Origin of the sequence: Campylobacter sp. BCW_6463 (assembly GCF_001762785.1) — a bacterium.
Classification (GTDB): domain Bacteria; phylum Campylobacterota; class Campylobacteria; order Campylobacterales; family Campylobacteraceae; genus Campylobacter_D; species Campylobacter_D jejuni.
The window spans coordinates 131936-149380 of record NZ_MJXL01000009.1 but is presented as its reverse complement, the minus strand read 5'-3'; the positions used below and the strand labels follow the sequence as shown (position 1 = coordinate 149380).

General features: G+C 30.3%; 13 protein-coding genes and 1 pseudogene. 11 read left to right on the top strand and 3 right to left on the bottom strand.

The features are described 5' to 3' along the window. Both AJ884_RS01235 and sstT read right to left on the bottom strand, forming a co-directional pair. The gene (locus AJ884_RS01235) at positions 1 to 888 is read right to left on the bottom strand and encodes an aspartate carbamoyltransferase catalytic subunit (protein WP_070233044.1); all 888 of its coding nucleotides are present in this window, start codon (positions 886 to 888) and stop codon (positions 1 to 3) included. A 9-nt stretch (positions 889 to 897) separates the two neighbouring features. Beyond that, positions 898 to 2121, bottom strand: a complete 1224-nt coding sequence (sstT, locus tag AJ884_RS01230; RefSeq protein WP_044780199.1) for a serine/threonine transporter SstT — start codon at positions 2119 to 2121, stop codon at positions 898 to 900. Between the two features lie 139 nt (positions 2122 to 2260). Between sstT and metK the strand changes: the two genes are divergently transcribed. Beyond that, positions 2261 to 3457 carry a methionine adenosyltransferase gene (gene metK / locus AJ884_RS01225; RefSeq protein WP_002861817.1) on the top strand — a complete coding sequence of 399 codons (1197 nt, stop codon included), beginning with the start codon at positions 2261 to 2263 and terminating at the stop codon, positions 3455 to 3457. 236 nt (positions 3458 to 3693) lie between these two features. Here the strand turns inward: metK and AJ884_RS01220 are convergent. Beyond that, positions 3694 to 5020, bottom strand: a pseudogene (locus AJ884_RS01220) (apolipoprotein N-acyltransferase). Here AJ884_RS01220 and yajC point away from each other — a divergent pair. From yajC to AJ884_RS01170, 10 genes are read left to right on the top strand one after another with little or no spacing between them, the layout of a single operon-like run. Continuing rightward, positions 4993 to 5265: a preprotein translocase subunit YajC gene (gene yajC, locus AJ884_RS01215; protein WP_002786346.1), complete on the top strand. Its 273-nt coding sequence runs from the start codon at positions 4993 to 4995 to the stop codon at positions 5263 to 5265. The pseudogene AJ884_RS01220 and the gene yajC sit on opposite strands and share 28 nt — an antisense overlap. Beyond that, positions 5258 to 6838 (top strand): protein translocase subunit SecD, encoded by a 1581-nt coding sequence (secD, locus tag AJ884_RS01210; protein ID WP_070240191.1) that lies wholly within the window; start codon positions 5258 to 5260, stop codon positions 6836 to 6838. The genes yajC and secD overlap by 8 nt, the downstream gene beginning before the upstream one ends. Next, positions 6838 to 7809 carry a protein translocase subunit SecF gene (gene secF / locus AJ884_RS01205; protein WP_002858025.1) on the top strand — a complete coding sequence of 324 codons (972 nt, stop codon included), beginning with the start codon at positions 6838 to 6840 and terminating at the stop codon, positions 7807 to 7809. Before secD ends, secF begins: the two co-directional genes overlap by 1 nt. 9 nt (positions 7810 to 7818) lie before the next feature. Then, the gene (gene leuS, locus AJ884_RS01200; RefSeq protein ID WP_002880809.1) at positions 7819 to 10248 is read left to right on the top strand and encodes a leucine--tRNA ligase; all 2430 of its coding nucleotides are present in this window, start codon (positions 7819 to 7821) and stop codon (positions 10246 to 10248) included. Continuing rightward, on the top strand, positions 10245 to 10757 hold the full coding sequence (gene lptE / locus AJ884_RS01195) for an LPS assembly lipoprotein LptE (protein WP_070286351.1): 513 nt from the start codon (positions 10245 to 10247) through the stop codon (positions 10755 to 10757). The genes leuS and lptE overlap by 4 nt, the downstream gene beginning before the upstream one ends. After that, positions 10741 to 12138, top strand: coding sequence for a hypothetical protein (locus tag AJ884_RS01190; RefSeq protein ID WP_044779153.1), 1398 nt, complete (start codon positions 10741 to 10743; stop codon positions 12136 to 12138). The genes lptE and AJ884_RS01190 overlap by 17 nt, the downstream gene beginning before the upstream one ends. After that, the gene (locus AJ884_RS01185; protein ID WP_002880807.1) at positions 12128 to 13288 is read left to right on the top strand and encodes a folylpolyglutamate synthase/dihydrofolate synthase family protein; all 1161 of its coding nucleotides are present in this window, start codon (positions 12128 to 12130) and stop codon (positions 13286 to 13288) included. The genes AJ884_RS01190 and AJ884_RS01185 overlap by 11 nt, the downstream gene beginning before the upstream one ends. After that, positions 13275 to 14177 (top strand): M23 family metallopeptidase, encoded by a 903-nt coding sequence (locus tag AJ884_RS01180; protein WP_002861810.1) that lies wholly within the window; start codon positions 13275 to 13277, stop codon positions 14175 to 14177. Before AJ884_RS01185 ends, AJ884_RS01180 begins: the two co-directional genes overlap by 14 nt. Then, positions 14114 to 14509, top strand: coding sequence for a polymer-forming cytoskeletal protein (locus tag AJ884_RS01175; RefSeq protein WP_002861809.1), 396 nt, complete (start codon positions 14114 to 14116; stop codon positions 14507 to 14509). The genes AJ884_RS01180 and AJ884_RS01175 overlap by 64 nt, the downstream gene beginning before the upstream one ends. After that, positions 14509 to 17445, top strand: coding sequence for a DEAD/DEAH box helicase (locus AJ884_RS01170; RefSeq protein WP_070286350.1), 2937 nt, complete (start codon positions 14509 to 14511; stop codon positions 17443 to 17445). Before AJ884_RS01175 ends, AJ884_RS01170 begins: the two co-directional genes overlap by 1 nt.

Below are 17445 nucleotides of genomic sequence, written 5' to 3'. Positions count from 1 at the left end.
TTATCCTTCATTTTCTAATATGAGTTTTTTAAGAACAGCCATTCTAATGGCCACTCCATTTTTAACTTGTTTTAAAACTAAAGTTCTTTCATCACTCATCATTTCATCGCTTATGTCAATATTGCGATTTACAGGGCCTGGATGTAGTAAAATAAGCTTTTTATCTTTTACTAAGCTTTTTTGAATGCAAAAATCATTTGCGTAGTCTTTAAGTGAAGCATAAACGGTTTTATTATGTCTTTCTGTTTGTGTTCTAAGACTCATGATAATATCTGAATTTGCTATGATATTCTCATCAAGCTTATAATGTTTTTTAAGATGGGTATTGGGCATAAAATGTGGTGGAGCTACTAGGGTAATATCAAGATTAAATCTGCTTAAAAGTTCTATATTGGACGCTGCAACACGGGAATTTTTAATATCACCTACGATGCAAATTTTCTTACCTTTGACATCGCCTTGAAAATGATTATAAATAGTGAATAAATCTAGCAAAGCTTGGGTAGGATGGGCGTGTTTTCCATCTCCTCCATTAACAACTGGACAATGCATATGCTTTGCCAATATCAAAGGAACTCCTGAGTTTGCGTGTCTTATAACAATAGCATTAGGACTCATGGCATCTAAATTAGCAGCAGTATCATAAAGAGTTTCTCCTTTGCTAGAGCTTGATCTTGAAACATCAAGGCGTAAAACCCTAGCACCTAATCTTCTTGCAGCGCTTTCAAAAGATGAAAGGGTGCGTGTAGAGTTTTCAAAAAAAATTGTCGTGATACTTTTTCCTTTAAGAAAAGTTCTAGGTTTTTCATCTAAGAAATCACTTGCTTCTTTAAAAAGCTCCATAATTTCGACTTTATTAAAATCCTCTGTAGTGATGAGATGACGCATGCTTTTACCTTATTTGATATTATAATTTAATTCATTTTTAGAACAAATTGCTGTAAAAAGAACATCTGTAGAACTATTTAAAGCAGTTTCAACACTATCTTGAATAACCCCTATAATAAAACCTATGGCAACTACCTTCATAGCAATATCATAGTCTATATTAAATAAAGAACAAGCCAAAGGTATAAGCAGTAAGGATCCACCCGCAACTCCGCTAGCCCCGCAAGCTGCAAAGGTGGCAATAATGCTTAATAAAAGGGCTTGCAAAAGACTGATTTCTATACCAACGGTATTGGCTGTAGTAAGACTTAAAATAGCTATAGTAACTGCCGCTCCTGCCATGTTGATAGTAGCTCCTAAAGGTATAGAAATGCCATAAAATTCTTTATCTATGCCAAGTTTGGCGCAAAGTGCCATATTAACAGGGATATTTGCCGCTGAACTTCTTGTGAAAAAAGCAAAAAATGCACTGTGTCTTAAGCAGATAAAAATCAAAGGAAAAGGATTTTTTCTTGTATAAAAAAAAACTATTAAGGCATTGATAACAAAAGTAACAAAAAGCATAGTAGCTACAAGTAAAAATAAAAGTTTTATATAGCTTAGTAAGCCTTGTGCTCCTGTTTGTGCTACAGAATTAGCCACAAGTCCAAAAATTCCAAAAGGAGCAAGTTTTACTACAAATTTAACAATTTTCAAAACCCCTTCATTGATATCTATAAAAACTTGTTTTACTTCGTTAGAGCAGTGTTTTAATGCTATGCCTCCAGCTATTGCCCAGGTTAAAATTCCTAAATAATTCCCACTTGAAAGAGCATTTATAGGATTATCGACAATTTTAAATAAAAGATCTTTAAAAATCTCACTCATGTGGGTTGGAGATGAGTTTGTAGCGGTTTGAATTCCATCTAAAACAAGCTTTACAGGAAAGAAAAAATTAGCAAGAACCGCACAAGCTGAAGCAAGAAAGGTGCCTACTATATATAAAATGATAATATTTTTGATCTTAGCACCACTTTGAGAAAAATCTTTAGTGCAAATTGAAGTTAAAATCAAAACAAAAACAAGCATAGGAGCGATAGCTTTTAAGGCACTTGTAAAAAGTATTCCGAGTAAATTTGCAATTTCAGATATTTCTTTAGAACTAATGCCTATAAGTATTCCTAGTACTATACCTATGCAAATTTGAACTATGAGGTTGCCTTTAGCGTAGCTTTGAATGATTTTAGAAAACATAAAAACCTTTTAAATATTTTTTATATCAGAAGTTGATTTTAGCTAATTTTTGCTTAATTTTAGAGAATTTTTAATTTATCAAGCTTTGATAAGTTTATTTGGATACAATTGTGGTTCATTTTAAATGAAAGGACTTTTTATGTATCTATTCACTTCAGAAGTCGTAAGTGCAGGTCATCCAGACAAGTGCGCTGATATAATCGCTGATACGATAGTGGATATACTCTTGAAAAATGACAAAAATTCAAGGGTGGCGAGTGAGGTTTTTGTCGCAGGAAATAAGGTTGTGATAGGAGGCGAAGTTAAGTCAAATCACAAACTTAGTAAAGCTGATTACGATAATTTAGTTAAAGATGTTTTAAAAAACATTGGTTATGATGGGGCAGGGCATTTTAACAAAGAGCAGTGTTTGCATCCTGATGAAGTTGATGTTATGGTGTTTTTAAATGAACAAAGCCCTGATATCAATCAAGGTGTTGATCAAGAAGATGGCGAAACAGGAGCAGGTGATCAAGGCATTATGTTTGGTTTTGCAAGTTGTGAGGCTGAAGAATACATGCCAGCAGCCATTAGCTATGCAAGAATGCTATGTGATAAAGTCTACGCTTATGCAAAAGCAAATCCACACGAACTTGGCGTGGATATTAAAACTCAAGTAACTATTGATTATGGCACTAAGGCGAATTTTGAAAATTGCAAACCGCAAAGTATTCATACTATAGTAGTTTCTGCGCCTTGTGTTGAAAGTATGAAAATAGAAGATTTAAGATCTTTGGTGATGAAACTTATCTTAGATAGTAATTTACCAAAAGAACTTTTTGACCCTAATAAGACTAGAATTTTAATCAATCCAACTGGTAAATATATTAATCATTCTTCTTTACATGATAGTGGTTTAACAGGAAGAAAACTTATAGTAGATAGTTTTGGAGGTTATTCTCCAATAGGTGGTGGCGCACAATCGAGCAAAGATTATACTAAAGTTGATAGAAGTGGACTTTATGCAGGTAGATGGCTAGCTAAAAATATAGTTGCAGCAGGGCTTGCTAAAAAATGTATTGTTCAACTTAGTTATGCTATAGGTGTTGCAAAACCTACTTCGGTAAGTGTGGATTGTATGGGCACAAATACCAGTGTAAATGATGATGTTTTAAGTGATTTTGTTATGCAAAACTTCTCTTTAACGCCAAATTGGATCCGTGATAAATTTCATCTGGATAAACCAAGTAAAGAAACTTTTCTTTATGCGGATGTAGCGGCTCGTGGGCAAGTAGGACAAAAGGACTATCCTTGGGAACAACTTGATGCTCTAGAACAGTTTAAAAAGCTGCTTTAAAAAATTAACAATATTATACAAGCTTAAATAAGGCTTGTATAATTATAAAGAATTAATGAAGTTGTATTAATTTTTGACTTAGAGGGATATTTTTCAATATCCCCCATAAATATAAAAGTTAGGAAGGAAGCTAAATTAATTTAGCTTTGGGGTAAAAACCCCTCTAAGTCAAAATATTATTTGACAGAATTATAATATAAAATAACTTAAATTACTTTAAAATTAAAATTTTAATATTATTTTTTATCATTAAATATTTCTTTGGATAAATTTTTTCCAATCTTTACTTAAAAGCTTTTTAGGGAGTATAACTATATTCTCTTTACCATTTGTAGCATGATAAACACTAACCCCATATTTACTTGCATAAAATTTCATTAAGAGTTGTTGGAGTTTGTATTCGCTGCTATTATTAAACCAAGCATTGTTGCTTAGAGCTATAATAATTTGTGAATTTTGATAGTTTTGTTCTTTGGTAGCTTCATAACAAATTGCATTTGTAATAATTTGATTGTCTAATTTATATTTGCTTTGTATAGGACCTTGGGAAAATTCTTCAATATTTTTAAGAAAATATTTTTTTATTAAGTCTTTAAAAAATGGAATTTCTTCACCAAAGGGAACTAAAAAATGCTTATTTAAAATATAGACATTGCCTTTTTTAAAGATATACGTGCTATTGTAAGTTTGCTCTTTTTCAGTATAAAATGCTCCCGTAATAATGGTAATTTTATAAGATAATTCTTTAAGCATAAGTTCATATTTGGTATTTTTTAAATCAAAAGCAAAAGCGGTTTCAGGCAAGATTACAAGTTCTTTTTTTTCATTTATAGCTTGAAATATATCTTGAATTAGGATATCAGAATTTGATTTTAAATTTTCTTGTAAAAATTTTTGATCTTGAGAGATATTAGTATTGATGAGTTTGTAGTTTAAATTAAGAGTTTGAGCTTGTTTTTCATTATATTGAAATCCACTAAAGAATAAAACAAGAACAATTGCTATTTTATAATATCTTGATATATAACCCTCATAGATGAAATATGCTATTAAAAATATGCAAATAATACCACGATAACTTGGGTCAAAAAAACCATAAACTGTAAAAATTCCCCAATTAAGCCAATCAAATCCTAAAGGATGGATAAAACTTATGCAAAAAATTCCACAAAGTCTTAAAAAATCAAATTTTAATAAATAACATAATCTAAAAAGTAGTCCATAAATAAAACCAATGATAATTGGTATAATTGGTACTAAATAGTTTAGATTAAAATAAATTGAAGATAAACCAATCCACCAAAACCAAAGAATCCCTACAAAAAAACCTATCCAAAAATATTGTTTAGAATTTTTACTTTTTAGAAGTAAAACTAACCCGTAAATAGCTAAAAATGGGCTAATGGTTTGTGTAAAAATATTTTCAAAAAATGATAGATAAATAGAATTTGAAAGTAAAATTGCAATAAAAAAGACTTTTATTATTTTAAAAATGATAGAATTAGTGTTTAATTTTTTTGGAATAAAGGAAAAATATGGCAGAAAATTCAATTTTAACTTCATTATTACCTCTTGTAGTGTTATTTGCAATTTTTTATTTCTTGGTGATCAGACCGCAACAAAAACAAGCAAAAGCACATAAACAAATGCTTGAGTCTTTGCAAAAAGGAGATAAAATCATCACTAATGGCGGACTTATTTGTGAAGTCGTAAAACCAGAGGAGGATTTTATCAAAGTTAAGCTTAATGAAGACAATGTTACTGCAAAAATTTCAAGAGAATTTATAGCAAAGAAAATTGATGCGTAATTCTAAAATCAATTATCGCTTGATTATTTTTATAGCGGTATTTATTTTTGGAGTGGCTTTTTCACTCCCTTCTTTTTTGCAGTCAGAACGTGGTGTGAAGATTAATTTAGGGCTTGATTTGCAAGGTGGGCTTTATATGCTCTTAGGTGTAGATAATGAAGAAGCTGTAAAATCTAAAATAAAATCAATTGCATCTTCATTGAGTTATTCTTTTAATAAAGAAAATATTTTAAATGACGGCTTAAATACCCATGATGATATTTTAGAATTTACTTTGCTTGATAATGCGGATATTGCAAAAGTTGAAAATTTGCTTAAAGAAATAAAAGGAATTAATATACAAAGTGAAAATATGCACTATAAAATTTCTTTTACCTCAGAAGAAGTAAAAAATATAGAAAATTTTGCACTTTTGCAAGCAGTTGAAACCATAAGAAATAGGCTTGATCAATTTGGTTTAGCAGAGCCAACAGTTGCTAAGCAAGGTAATGATAAGATTTTGGTTGAACTTGCAGGGATTAAAACCAAAGAAGATGAACTAAGAGCAAAAGAACGCATCACAAAAGCAGCACATTTACAACTTATGGAAGTTGATGATTCTAAAATGGGTCAAGCTTCCACAATGAGCGACGCTGAGGCTGCGAGTTATGGACTGATTTTAGTGCCTGATTCTAGAAATCCAAATTTAAAATATACCTTAAAAAGTATACCTATTTTAGATGGATCTATGCTTACTGATGCTAGAGTAGGGATTAGTGATAAGAGTAATTATCCTGTGATTAATTTTACTTTAAATGCCGAGGGTTCTAAAAAATTTGCTGATTATACAGGAGCAAATGTTGGAAAGCGTCTTGCTATTGTACTTGATAATAAAGTATATTCTGCTCCATCTATCAATGAACGCATAGGCGGAGGTAGTGGGCAAATCAGTGGAGCTTTTACTCAAGAAGAAGCACGCGATGTGGCGGTAGCTTTAAGAAGTGGAGCTTTGCTTGCGCCTGTAAAATTACTTGAACAAAGAAGCATAGGACCATCTTTAGGTGCTGATAGTATTAAAATGAGTATGATAGCCTTAATCGGTGCATCGGTTTTTATTGTAGTATTTATGATGATGTATTACGGTGTGGCAGGAATTTTTGCAAATATTGCAATGCTAGTTAATGTTTTGGTAGTAGTTGCTGTTATGGCTATGTTTGGAGCAACTTTAACTTTACCAGGGATGGCAGGACTTGTTTTAACTGTGGGTATGGCAGTAGATGCAAATGTGATTATCAATGAGCGTATACGAGAACTCTTGCGAGATGGAGTAAATATAAGAGTTAGTATAGAACAAGGTTATAAAAATGCTATGAGTGCGATTATAGATTCAAATATCACTTCTTTAGTTACTTCGGTAGCACTTTATGCCTATGGAACAGGAGCAGTTAAAGGTTTTGCTGTGACTTTGGGAATTGGTATCGTTGTTTCTATGATTACAGCTATTTTAGGAACTCACGGAATGTTTGATTATTTTATGCAACGCATAGAAAAAAATAATAATACAAGATTTTGGTTTGGCTATAGGAGAAGATAATGCAGTTTTTTAGCGAAAAGAAAATTTATGATTTTATGAGAATGCGTTTTGCTGCTATTTCCCTTTCTTTTATTTTGTTTTTTGGTTCTATTTATTTACTTTGGGATAGGGGTTTACAATATGGCATTGATTTTAGCGGAGGAACTTTAGTTCAGCTTAAATATGAAAATGCAGCTCCTATAACGCAAATTCGAGAAATTTTAGAAAATCAAGGAACTTTTCAAAATTTATCTGTAACTGAGTTTGGAAGCAATGAAGAAGTAACTATACGCTTTTTAGGAAGTAATGATAATGTAAGCAATGATATAGGCGAGCATATAAGCACTCTTTTAAAGGATACGGGAAAATTTGAGGTGCGTCGTGCTGATGTGGTAGGACCAAAAGTAGGTGATGAACTTAGAAATAAAGGACTTATGGCTATAGCTGTATCTTTGATAGCAATTTTAATTTATATAGCGTTGCGTTTTGAGTGGCGTTTTGCTCTTGCGGCTATAATCAGTGAAATTCATGATGTTGTGATTACTTTAGGAGCAATTTCTTTATTTAAAATTGATGTCAATTTAGATACTTTGGCTGCTGTTTTAACTGTGCTTGGATACTCTTTGAATGATACAATTATTATTTTTGATAGAATCAGAGAAGGTATTAAAACAAGTAAAAAAACCGAACTTGCACCTATTATTAATGAAAGTGTTTCAGCAACTTTATCAAGAACGGTTTTAACTTCAGGGTTGACTTTAGCAACCGTTGTGATACTTTATTTCTTTGGCGGGGAAATGATACAAGGATTTTCTTTGGCTTTAATTGTAGGTATTATAGCGGGAACTTTAAGCTCTATCTTTGTTGCAAGTCCGACATTATTATGGTTTAAATTTAGTGTGCTTGAGTTTAGAAATAAAGAAATTGAAAAAGCAAAAAGAAAACAAGATAAAGAACGCAATCGTGCAATGTATGAAAAAGGAACTGTGTAAGGAGAATTTATGGCTTATGAAGCAAGTTTAATAGAAAAAAAATGGCAAAAAATTTGGGATGAAAATGAATATTTTGAGCCAAAAGATGACTTAAATTTGCCTAAAAAATATATTTTATCGATGTTTCCTTATCCTAGTGGACGCATTCATATGGGGCATGTAAGAAATTATACTATAGGTGATGCTTTGGCAAGATATTATCGCAAGATAGGTTTTAATGTTTTACATCCTATAGGTTTTGATAGTTTTGGCATGCCTGCTGAAAATGCAGCTATTAAACATAAAATTCATCCTAAGTCATGGACTTATGAAAATATAGCTTATATGAAAAAAGAACTTTTTTCTTTAGGTTTTTCTTTTTCTAAAAAAAGAATGCTTGCTACTTCAGATCCACTTTATACAAAATTTGAGCAAGAATTTTTTATTAAGATGTTTGAAAAAGGTTTGATTTACACTAAAGAAGCAAATGTAAATTGGTGTGAACAAGATCAAACGGTTTTGGCTAATGAGCAAGTTGAAGACGGAAAATGTTGGCGTTGTGGTCATGAAGTGGTGCAGAAAAAAATGCCAGGTTATTATGTAAAAATCACTGCTTATGCTGAGGAACTTTTAAAAGATTTAGAAGAATTAAAAGATAAATGGCCTAATCAAGTTTTAACTATGCAAGAAAATTGGATTGGTAAAAGCGAAGGTTTGGAATTTTCTTTAAATTTAGACGAAGAAAGCAAGCAAAAAACCAAAGAAAGTTCTTTAGAAGTTTTTACTACAAGAGCAGATACAATTTATGGAGTTTCGTATATCGCTTTAGCTCCAGAACATAAAATTGTTCAAAATTTGCTTTCGCAAAATTTATTAAATCAAGATGTATTAAATAAAATCAAAACTATTCAAAATCAAAGCCCAAGAGAAAGACAAAGTTCTGAAAAAGAAGGTTATTTTCTAGGAATTTATGCCATTCATCCTTTAAGCGGAGAAAAAATTCCTTTGTGGGTGGCTAATTTTGTCTTGGCTGATTATGGTAGTGGAGCGGTTATGGCTGTTCCAGCTCATGATGAAAGAGATTTTGAATTTGCAACAAAATATAATCTTGCCATCAAACAAGTTATTCAAACTCAAGAAAATTTACCTTATACGCAAAAATCAGGAAAATTAATTAATAGCCAAGAGTTTGATAATCTTGATTGTAATGAGGCAAGATTAAAAATCATTTCTCAGTTTGAAGCTAAAAATATAGGAAAAAGGGTTGTAAATTTTAAAATTCGTGATTGGGGTGTTTCACGCCAAAGATATTGGGGTGCGCCTATTCCTATGATTAAATGTCAAATTTGTGGTATAGTGCCTCAAAAACTAGAAAATTTACCTATTATCTTACCTGAAGATGTGCAAATTACAGGTGAGGGTAATCCACTTGATAAACATCCAACTTGGAAAAATTGTATTTGTCCTAAATGTGGCAAAGAGGCTCAAAAAGAAAGTGATACTTTAGATACTTTTTTTGAAAGTTCTTGGTATTTTGCACGTTTTGCAAGTGATGAGAGAACTTGGCAGGAAAAAGCTTTAGATGAAAAAAGTGTAAAGTATTGGATGAGTGTGGATCAATATATAGGTGGTATTGAACATGCAATCTTGCATTTACTTTATGCGAGATTTTTCCAAAAAGCTTTAAGAGACTTGGGTTATTTAACACAAAATGAACCTTTTGATAGACTTTTAACTCAGGGTATGGTGTTAAAAGATGGTGCTAAAATGTCAAAATCAAAAGGCAATGTTGTAGATCCTGATGAGATTATAGAAAAATACGGTGCTGATACCGCAAGACTTTTTATACTTTTTGCTGCGCCTCCGGCTAAAGAGCTTGAATGGAATGATGATGCGGTTGAAGGGGCTTATAGATTTATTTGCAAACTCTATGATAGGGCGCAAAATGTTAAAAAAGGTGAGCTTGTAGAATTAAAACAAGAAAATTTAAATAAAGAAGAAAAATATGCAAGATTAAAGGTATATGAAGCTTTGAAAAAATCTTTTGAAGTTTATCATCAAAGTTTTGCTTTCAATACTTTAATTGCAGCTTGCATGGAAGCTTTAAATGCTTTAGCGCTTTGCAAAAATGAAGCTTTGGAGCAAGAGGCTTTTTATATTATTTTAAATATTTTAGAGCCTATTATTCCTCATGTTTGTTTTGAGCTTAGCGAGGAGCTTTTTAAATGTAAAAATTTCAAAAAATTAGAACTTAAAGAAGAGGTTTTTGTAAAAGATACTTTAAATTTAGCTGTAAGTATTAATGGTAAAAAAAGGGCTGAATTTGAAATTTCAAGTAGTGCGAGTAAAGAAGAAATTTTAGCTTTTGCAAAAGAAAATACTGCTAAATGGCTTGAAGGTAAGAGTATAGTTAAAGAAATTTATGTGGAAGGAAAGCTAGTTAATCTAGTGATTAAATGAAAAAGATTTTAATTTTTTGTATAGGTTTATTTTTAGGTGCTTGTGGATATGTTCCTACATCAAAAATCGCTAATAATATTTTCGATGAGAAGGTTTATGTTAATGTTGAATTAAGTCAACAAGACCCAAAAAATAGTATCTATGTTGCCGATACTTTAAAAGAAATGGTAATTTCAAAATTAGGGCGTAAACTTGCTTTAAAACACGAGGCAGATGATGTAATCAATGTTAAAATGAATAATTTAGAATTTATTCCTTTAGCTTATGATAAAAATGGCTATGTCATTAGTTATAAAGCTAAATTAAATTTAGATTTTAATGTTGTCTTTAAAGATGGTTCAAGTCAGGCTTTTACTACAAGTGGAAGTTATAATTTTGAAATTTCTCCAAATAGTATTATTAGTGATTCTGCAAGGTATGAGGCTATTCGAGCAGCTTCAAGCGAGGCATTTGATGAGTTTATTTCCGTAATTGCTATTAAAGGGCAAAAACGTGATTCCAAATACTAATGAAATAGCAAAGCAAACTTTAATTGCATTAAAAGAAAGAAAACTAAAACCAACTCCTGAAAATTATACGGAAATTTTTGAAGAACTATCTTTAAAATATGGTATCACAAGCTCAAATAAAGCTAAACTTGACAAATACAAAACCTTACTTTTACCGATTTATCAACAAGAATTAAATTCTAAAACTATAAGAAGTTTAGAAGAACTAATTAGTTTTTTAATTTCTGTTTTAAATAGACAAAGCGGAAAACAATTTAGTGAATTTTTTGATTTTTTATATACCATATCTAAAACTTTGCAAATAAGTAAGGATAAAAAGATAAGAGATTTGGCTAAGGTGACTTCGATTAGAATTTCTAAAACTATGGATAGTGAAAGTATTTACTTGCTTACCAAAAAATGGAAAGAGCTTGAAAGAAATTATGATGAAAATAATTTAGAAGAACAAGCTCGTAAATATGGCATTAGTAAATATGATGATTATGATAGCGTGATTAAAAAACTCTTAGTTAAACTTGAAGAGCGTAGTTATGAGCACTTTAGTGAATTATTATGCTTGGGTTTAAATCCTTCATTGGTGGAAGATTTAAAAATTCAAGGTTTTATACAAAATTTAACACAAAAACCTTTTATAATAGGCGAAGAAAATTTTAAGAACGAATTAATGGAATTTATCAATCATCGCATAATGGTTGATAATATGTATGTCCAAAAAAATTTAAATTTTTTTAATGATAATCTAAAAAAAATCTATGAATTGCTTGTTTTGCTTAATAAATCGAATGAACAAAACATGGATTTTATTAATACCTTAAAACCAGATGAAAATGGGGAAGTAAAACTTAGTTTTGAGGATTTAAAACTAAAATTTAAACAACTTGGAGAAAAAATTACATCTTTAAATAATCAAATTGAATTCACGCAAAGTTTGGAGGAGAGAGAGGCTTGGAGTGTTCTTAAAGAGCTTGATAAAATGGATGAAAATTTTAATAAGTATAAAGTTAATTATTCTTTAGCTTTATTTTCTATAGTAAATTACCGTTTCATTATGGAAAAATATGGTATGGGAAGTTTGAATGAAATTTTTGTTCGATTTAAAAAAATTTTAAAAGATTCTTGTAGCGAATTTGATGAACTGTGGATGATAGATGAAAAGAGTTATTTGATTGTTTCGCCAGGAAAAAGTAAAGATGAAATTACACAGCTTGTAAATACAAATCTTAAAACTATAGAAAATTTTAGATTTATTTATAAGCAAGATATTATAACTCCTAAAATTCAAGTGGCTTATCTTGATAAGCAAAGTAAGCCAAGTATTAATATTTTAGACGAGTTAATAAAGCAAATTACAGCGGTTAATGAGCAATATAATGAAAGTTGAGAATTTTTTAGCCCAAAAAAGTATAAATTACGATAAAATTGACCGTTTTTTGATGTTTAGAATGTATGAAAAATATAAGAAATGTTTTAAAAATATTCCTATAATCCAACTTATAGGCACAAACGGTAAAGGTAGCACGGGCAGATATTTAACTCAACTTTTAGAAAATTTAAATTATAAAATAGGGCATTATACTAGCCCGCACATTTTCAGTTTTAATGAAAGATTTTATCTTGATGGTAAGATTGCAAATGATGAAGAATTAGATCAAGCGCATATAAGACTTGAAGAAATTTTTAAACAAGACTTGCAAAAATTAAGTTATTTCGAATATGCTACTTTTTTAGCTATGATTTTATTTCAAAAATGCGATTTCATTGTTTTAGAAGCAGGGGTGGGTGGAGAATATGATGCTACTTCTGTTTTTGAAAGAAGAATGAATATTTTTACAAGAATTGGATTTGACCATGTTCAAATTTTGGGTAATTCTTTAGAAGATATTGCAAGAACCAAGCTTAAAATTATGGCACCTATAGCACTTATAAGTGATGAGCAAGAGCAAAATGTTTTAAACTTAGCAAAAAAAATTGCTTTTTTAAAAAAAGCTGATTTGCAAGTTTCTTCCTTAAATCCTTTTTTGAAAGAAAATTTTGAGATTTATTGTAAAAAGTTTGTTTTACCTTGTTTTTTAAAGCATAATTTAAAGCTTGCATTAAAGGCTTGTGAAATTTTAACTTCGCAAGAAAAAACCTTAGAAGCTTTAAAAAAGTTACAAGAGTTAAATTTACAAGGAAGATGCCAAGAAATTTCTCCAAATTTTTTTGTTGATGTGGGTCATAATCCCATGGCTGCTAAGGCTATGCTTGATAAATTTCAAGGAGAAAAAATAAATCTTATTTATAATGCTTATTTGGATAAGGATATTTTTCAAATTTTAAATGCATTAAAGCCTATTATTGATACAATACAAATATATAAATATAAAAGTGCAGAACGAAAGCTGGCTGATGATGAAATTTATAGTATTGCATCAAAGCTAGGCATACAATGTAAAGAATTTGTAAAATTAGAAGAAAATAAAAAAAATCTAGTTTTTGGCTCTTTTATGCTGGTAGAAAATTTTTTAAAGGAGTGGTGTGGTAAAAAATAAATTCACTATTACCATTACAGATATTAACGGTTCAAGACATTTTTATTTAAATCAAATAATCAAAAAAATAGTTTTTTATACTATTGCTTTTATTGTTTTATTTTTAGTTTTTAGTGGTTTTTATATCAAATATCTCGATAGCAAACTTAGTGATATCAGTGAAAAGCGTGAGGAGCTTTTGAAAAAAAGCAAAGAATTGGAATTATCTAATTCGCAAATGCAAAAAAGCATAGAAGAAAAAACTCAGCAGTATGCAGCTATAGAAGATAAAATAGCTTCTTTTGAAGAGGCTTTGGGCTTAGAAGCAGAAAATAATCTTACAATTAGTGCAAGACTTGATAATCTTCAGCTTACCAATGAGCAGCAGCTTGGAATTTTGGGGCAAATTCCTAATGGATGGCCTATTGAAAATAAAGGCATTACAGGAAATTTTGGCTGGAGAGAGCATCCGCTTTTAAAAAGAAGGGAATTTCATCCTGGTATTGATTTAAGAGCAGAAATTGGTACTCCTATTTATGCACCAGCAAGTGGAGTAGTGGAATTTTCAGGTTATAGTGATAATGGCTATGGCTATAATGTAATTTTATTGCATAATTTTGGTTTTAAAACAGTATTTGCTCATATGATGCGCAAAGAAGTAGTCAAAGCAGGTCAATTTGTTAGCAAGGGGCAGTTGATAGGTTATAGTGGCAATACAGGTCTTTCTACGGGACCGCATTTGCACTATGAGGTAAGGTTTATTAATAAAACTTTAGAACCTTTGTATTTTTTAAATTTGCAAAGAAAAAATATGAATGATTTTTTTAATCAAGAAAGGAGAGTTCCATGGCAATCTTTAATAAAGGCGGTATCAGCCCAACATCCAGTCCTAGCTCAGAAACAACAGTAATTTCTTCAGGTGCGAGAATTGAGGGTAAATTTTATTTTGCTTCTATGCTTCATGTCGATGGAGAGTTAAGTGGTATTATTCATTCTGAAAGCATTGTAGTTATCGGAAAAAATGGAAATTTAAAAGGTGAATTACAAGCAGATAAAATTGTAGTAAATGGGTATTTTGAAGGGCAACTTGAGGCCAATAGTTTAGAAATTTTAGCGGGCGGAGTTGTTAATGGCGATATTTCAACGCAAAAAATTTCTATAGAAAATGGCGGTCGCTTTAATGGAACTAGTAAAATTAAAGAAGATACTATCAAACTTATTGAAAATAACAACGAAGAATAATGCAAGCTTCATTTTATGAATACCTACAAAATCCAAAAATTTGTGAACTTTTGCTTTGTAAAGATGAAAAACAAGCAGATTTGCTCGCTCAAGTTTCACGATTTAAGGGTTTAAAAACCTTTGTTTTACCTGATTTTAGAGCGCAGTTTGGAGATGATTTAAGGGCTTTTTCCAAAGAACTTTTTAATCTTTGCAAGATTTTAAATGCTTATCATAAAGAAGAAGAAAAAAAAATCCTTATTTCTCCTTTAAATACTGTTTTAAAAAAACTTCCTTCAAAAAAACATTTGCAAAATTATTATATCGATAAAAAACAAAATTTTGATTTGAAATGTTTTGAAGATGAAATTTCAAGATTGGGATACGAATTTGTAGATATAGTTCAGGATAAAGGTGAAATTTCAATTCGTGCGGATATTATTGATATTTTTTGTATCAATGAAGAAAATCCTATTAGAATTTTACTTTTTGGCGAAGAGATTGAAAGCATAAGATATTTTGATTTGCAAAGTCAAAAGTCTATTCCTAATGAACTAGAACATTTTGAAATTTGTCCTTTTTTAAAATATTTTGACAAAGAAAATTATGAAATTTTTAAGGACAAATTAGAAGATTTTCAAAGTGATACTTTAATACATGATATCAATTCTTTAGGGTTTTGGTGTATTGATGATTTTTTTGATTATTTAGAACTTGATTTTTTAGCTTGTGAAAAGTTTGATATTAACGAATATGAAAAAGATATAAGTTTTGTGAATGCAAAAATTTTACCTCAAGCTAAAAAATTTAAAGAATTGCAAAGTTCTTACAATAAAGATTTTTTTGAATTTCATAAAAATAAAAAAATCACACTTTTAGCTAAAAACGAAGCTTTGTTTAAAGCTTTGGAGCTTGAAGATACTCAAAATATCCATTTTGTAAAAAGTGATTTAAGGCTTAATCTTATTAGTCCTGAAGAGCTAATCATTTCTTTAAATCAAAAAGAAAAACAAAAAACAAGAAAAAAAGCTAGTTTGATTATAGATGAGCTTAAAAATGGGGATTATATAGTACACGAAGATTATGGGGTAGGTAAATTTTTAGGTCTTGAGATGATAGTGATAAGCGGAGCAAAAAAAGAGTTTGTTGCTATAGAGTATCAAAATTCTGACAAGCTTTTATTACCAGTGGAAAATCTTTATTTGATTGATAAATATTTGGGCGTGAGTGGATCTATTCCAAGCTTAGATAAACTAGGTAAAACAACCTTTATTAAACTTAAAGAAAAATTAAAAACTAAACTTTTAGCCATAGCTTCTGAAATTGTTATTATGGCAGCTAAAAGATCTTTAGTGCAAGCAAAAAAAATTACAGTGGATTTAAATAGACAAGCTGATTTTATAGCTAGTGCGGGTTTTGTTTATACAAGTGATCAAGATAAAGCCTGTCATGAAATTTTGCAAGATTTTCAAAGTGGAAAAGTCATGGATAGGCTTTTAAGCGGTGATGTGGGTTTTGGAAAAACTGAAGTTGCTATGAATGCTATTTATCCAGTAGTTAAAAGTCGATTTTGCGCATTTTTATTTGCGCCTACGACTTTGCTTTCTCATCAGCATTATAAAACCTTAAAAAAGCGTTTTGATCCTTTTGATATAAAGGTTTTTAAACTGGATCGCTTTACAAGTAGTGCAGAAAAAAAACAAGTTTTACAAAATTTAAAAGAAAATAAAGCTTGTGTAGTTGTAGGAACTCATGCACTTTTAAGTGTAGAATGTGAAAATTTAGCCCTTGTTATTATTGATGAAGAGCATAAATTTGGAGTGAAGCAAAAAGAAAAGCTTAAAGAAATCACTCAAAATTCACATATTTTATCCATGTCAGCAACCCCTATACCAAGAAGCTTAAATCAAGCTTTAAGTTCTATAAAATCTTATAGTGTTTTGCAAACTCCACCAGAAGATAGAATGGATGTAAGAACTTTTGTCAAAGAAAATGATGACGCACTTTTAAAAGAAGCTATAGCAAGAGAGTTAAGACGCGGTGGGCAAATTTTTTATATTCATAATCATATTGCAAGTATAGAGCAATGTAAAAAACATTTATTAGAACTTTTTTCTACTTTGCGTATTTTGATTTTACATTCTAAAATCGATGCCAAGATGCAAGAAGAAGAAATGTTGAAATTTGAAAACAAAGAATATGATTTGCTTTTAAGTACCTCTATCGTAGAAAGTGGGATTGATTTACCTAATGCAAATACTATCATAGTAGAAAAAAGCGATCGTTTTGGTATGGCTGATTTGCACCAATTGCGTGGGCGTGTAGGAAGAAGTGATAAGCAAGGTTATTGTTATTTTTTAATCGAAGATAAAAATGCTATCACAAAAGATGCTTTAAAGCGTCTAGTTTCTTTAGAAAGTAATTCTTTTTTAGGCGCAGGTTCTGTTTTGGCTTATCATGATCTTGAAATTCGTGGCGGTGGAAATTTATTAGGCGTAGATCAAAGTGGACATATCGAGCAAATTGGATATAGTTTATATCTTAAAATGTTAGAAGATGAACTTAATGCTTTAAGTAAAAATGAAGTGGATCAAAAAGAAAATAAACTTGATTTAAAACTCAATGTTAATGCCTTTTTAAATAGTGAGCTTATCAGCGAAGATCGCTTAAGATTAGAACTTTATAGAAGACTTAGCAAGTGTGAGCAAGTTCATGAGGTTTATGAGATCGAAGGTGAAATTGAAGATCGCTTTGGAAAACTTGACGTTTATACTAAGCAATTTTTATCTTTGATTATTATTAAAATTTTAGCTTTAAATAAATTTAAAAGTATTAGCAACTATGAGCAAAATATTCAATTTACTGCTTTAAATGATGAAAAAGAACTCATCAAAGCAAAAAGCAAAGACGATGATGATATTTTAGAGGCAATTTTAACGCATTTAAGAAAGGCTTAA

Coding starts and splice junctions, on each gene's coding strand:
- AJ884_RS01235 (WP_070233044.1), bottom strand. CDS start 888: ATGCGTCATCTCATCACTACAGAGGATTTTAATAAAGTCGAAATTATG.
- sstT (WP_044780199.1), bottom strand. CDS start 2,121: ATGTTTTCTAAAATCATTCAAAGCTACGCTAAAGGCAACCTCATAGTT.
- metK (WP_002861817.1), top strand. CDS start 2,261: ATGTATCTATTCACTTCAGAAGTCGTAAGTGCAGGTCATCCAGACAAG.
- yajC (WP_002786346.1), top strand. CDS start 4,993: ATGGCAGAAAATTCAATTTTAACTTCATTATTACCTCTTGTAGTGTTA.
- secD (WP_070240191.1), top strand. CDS start 5,258: ATGCGTAATTCTAAAATCAATTATCGCTTGATTATTTTTATAGCGGTA.
- secF (WP_002858025.1), top strand. CDS start 6,838: ATGCAGTTTTTTAGCGAAAAGAAAATTTATGATTTTATGAGAATGCGT.
- leuS (WP_002880809.1), top strand. CDS start 7,819: ATGGCTTATGAAGCAAGTTTAATAGAAAAAAAATGGCAAAAAATTTGG.
- lptE (WP_070286351.1), top strand. CDS start 10,245: ATGAAAAAGATTTTAATTTTTTGTATAGGTTTATTTTTAGGTGCTTGT.
- AJ884_RS01185 (WP_002880807.1), top strand. CDS start 12,128: ATGAAAGTTGAGAATTTTTTAGCCCAAAAAAGTATAAATTACGATAAA.
- AJ884_RS01175 (WP_002861809.1), top strand. CDS start 14,114: ATGGCAATCTTTAATAAAGGCGGTATCAGCCCAACATCCAGTCCTAGC.
- AJ884_RS01170 (WP_070286350.1), top strand. CDS start 14,509: ATGCAAGCTTCATTTTATGAATACCTACAAAATCCAAAAATTTGTGAA.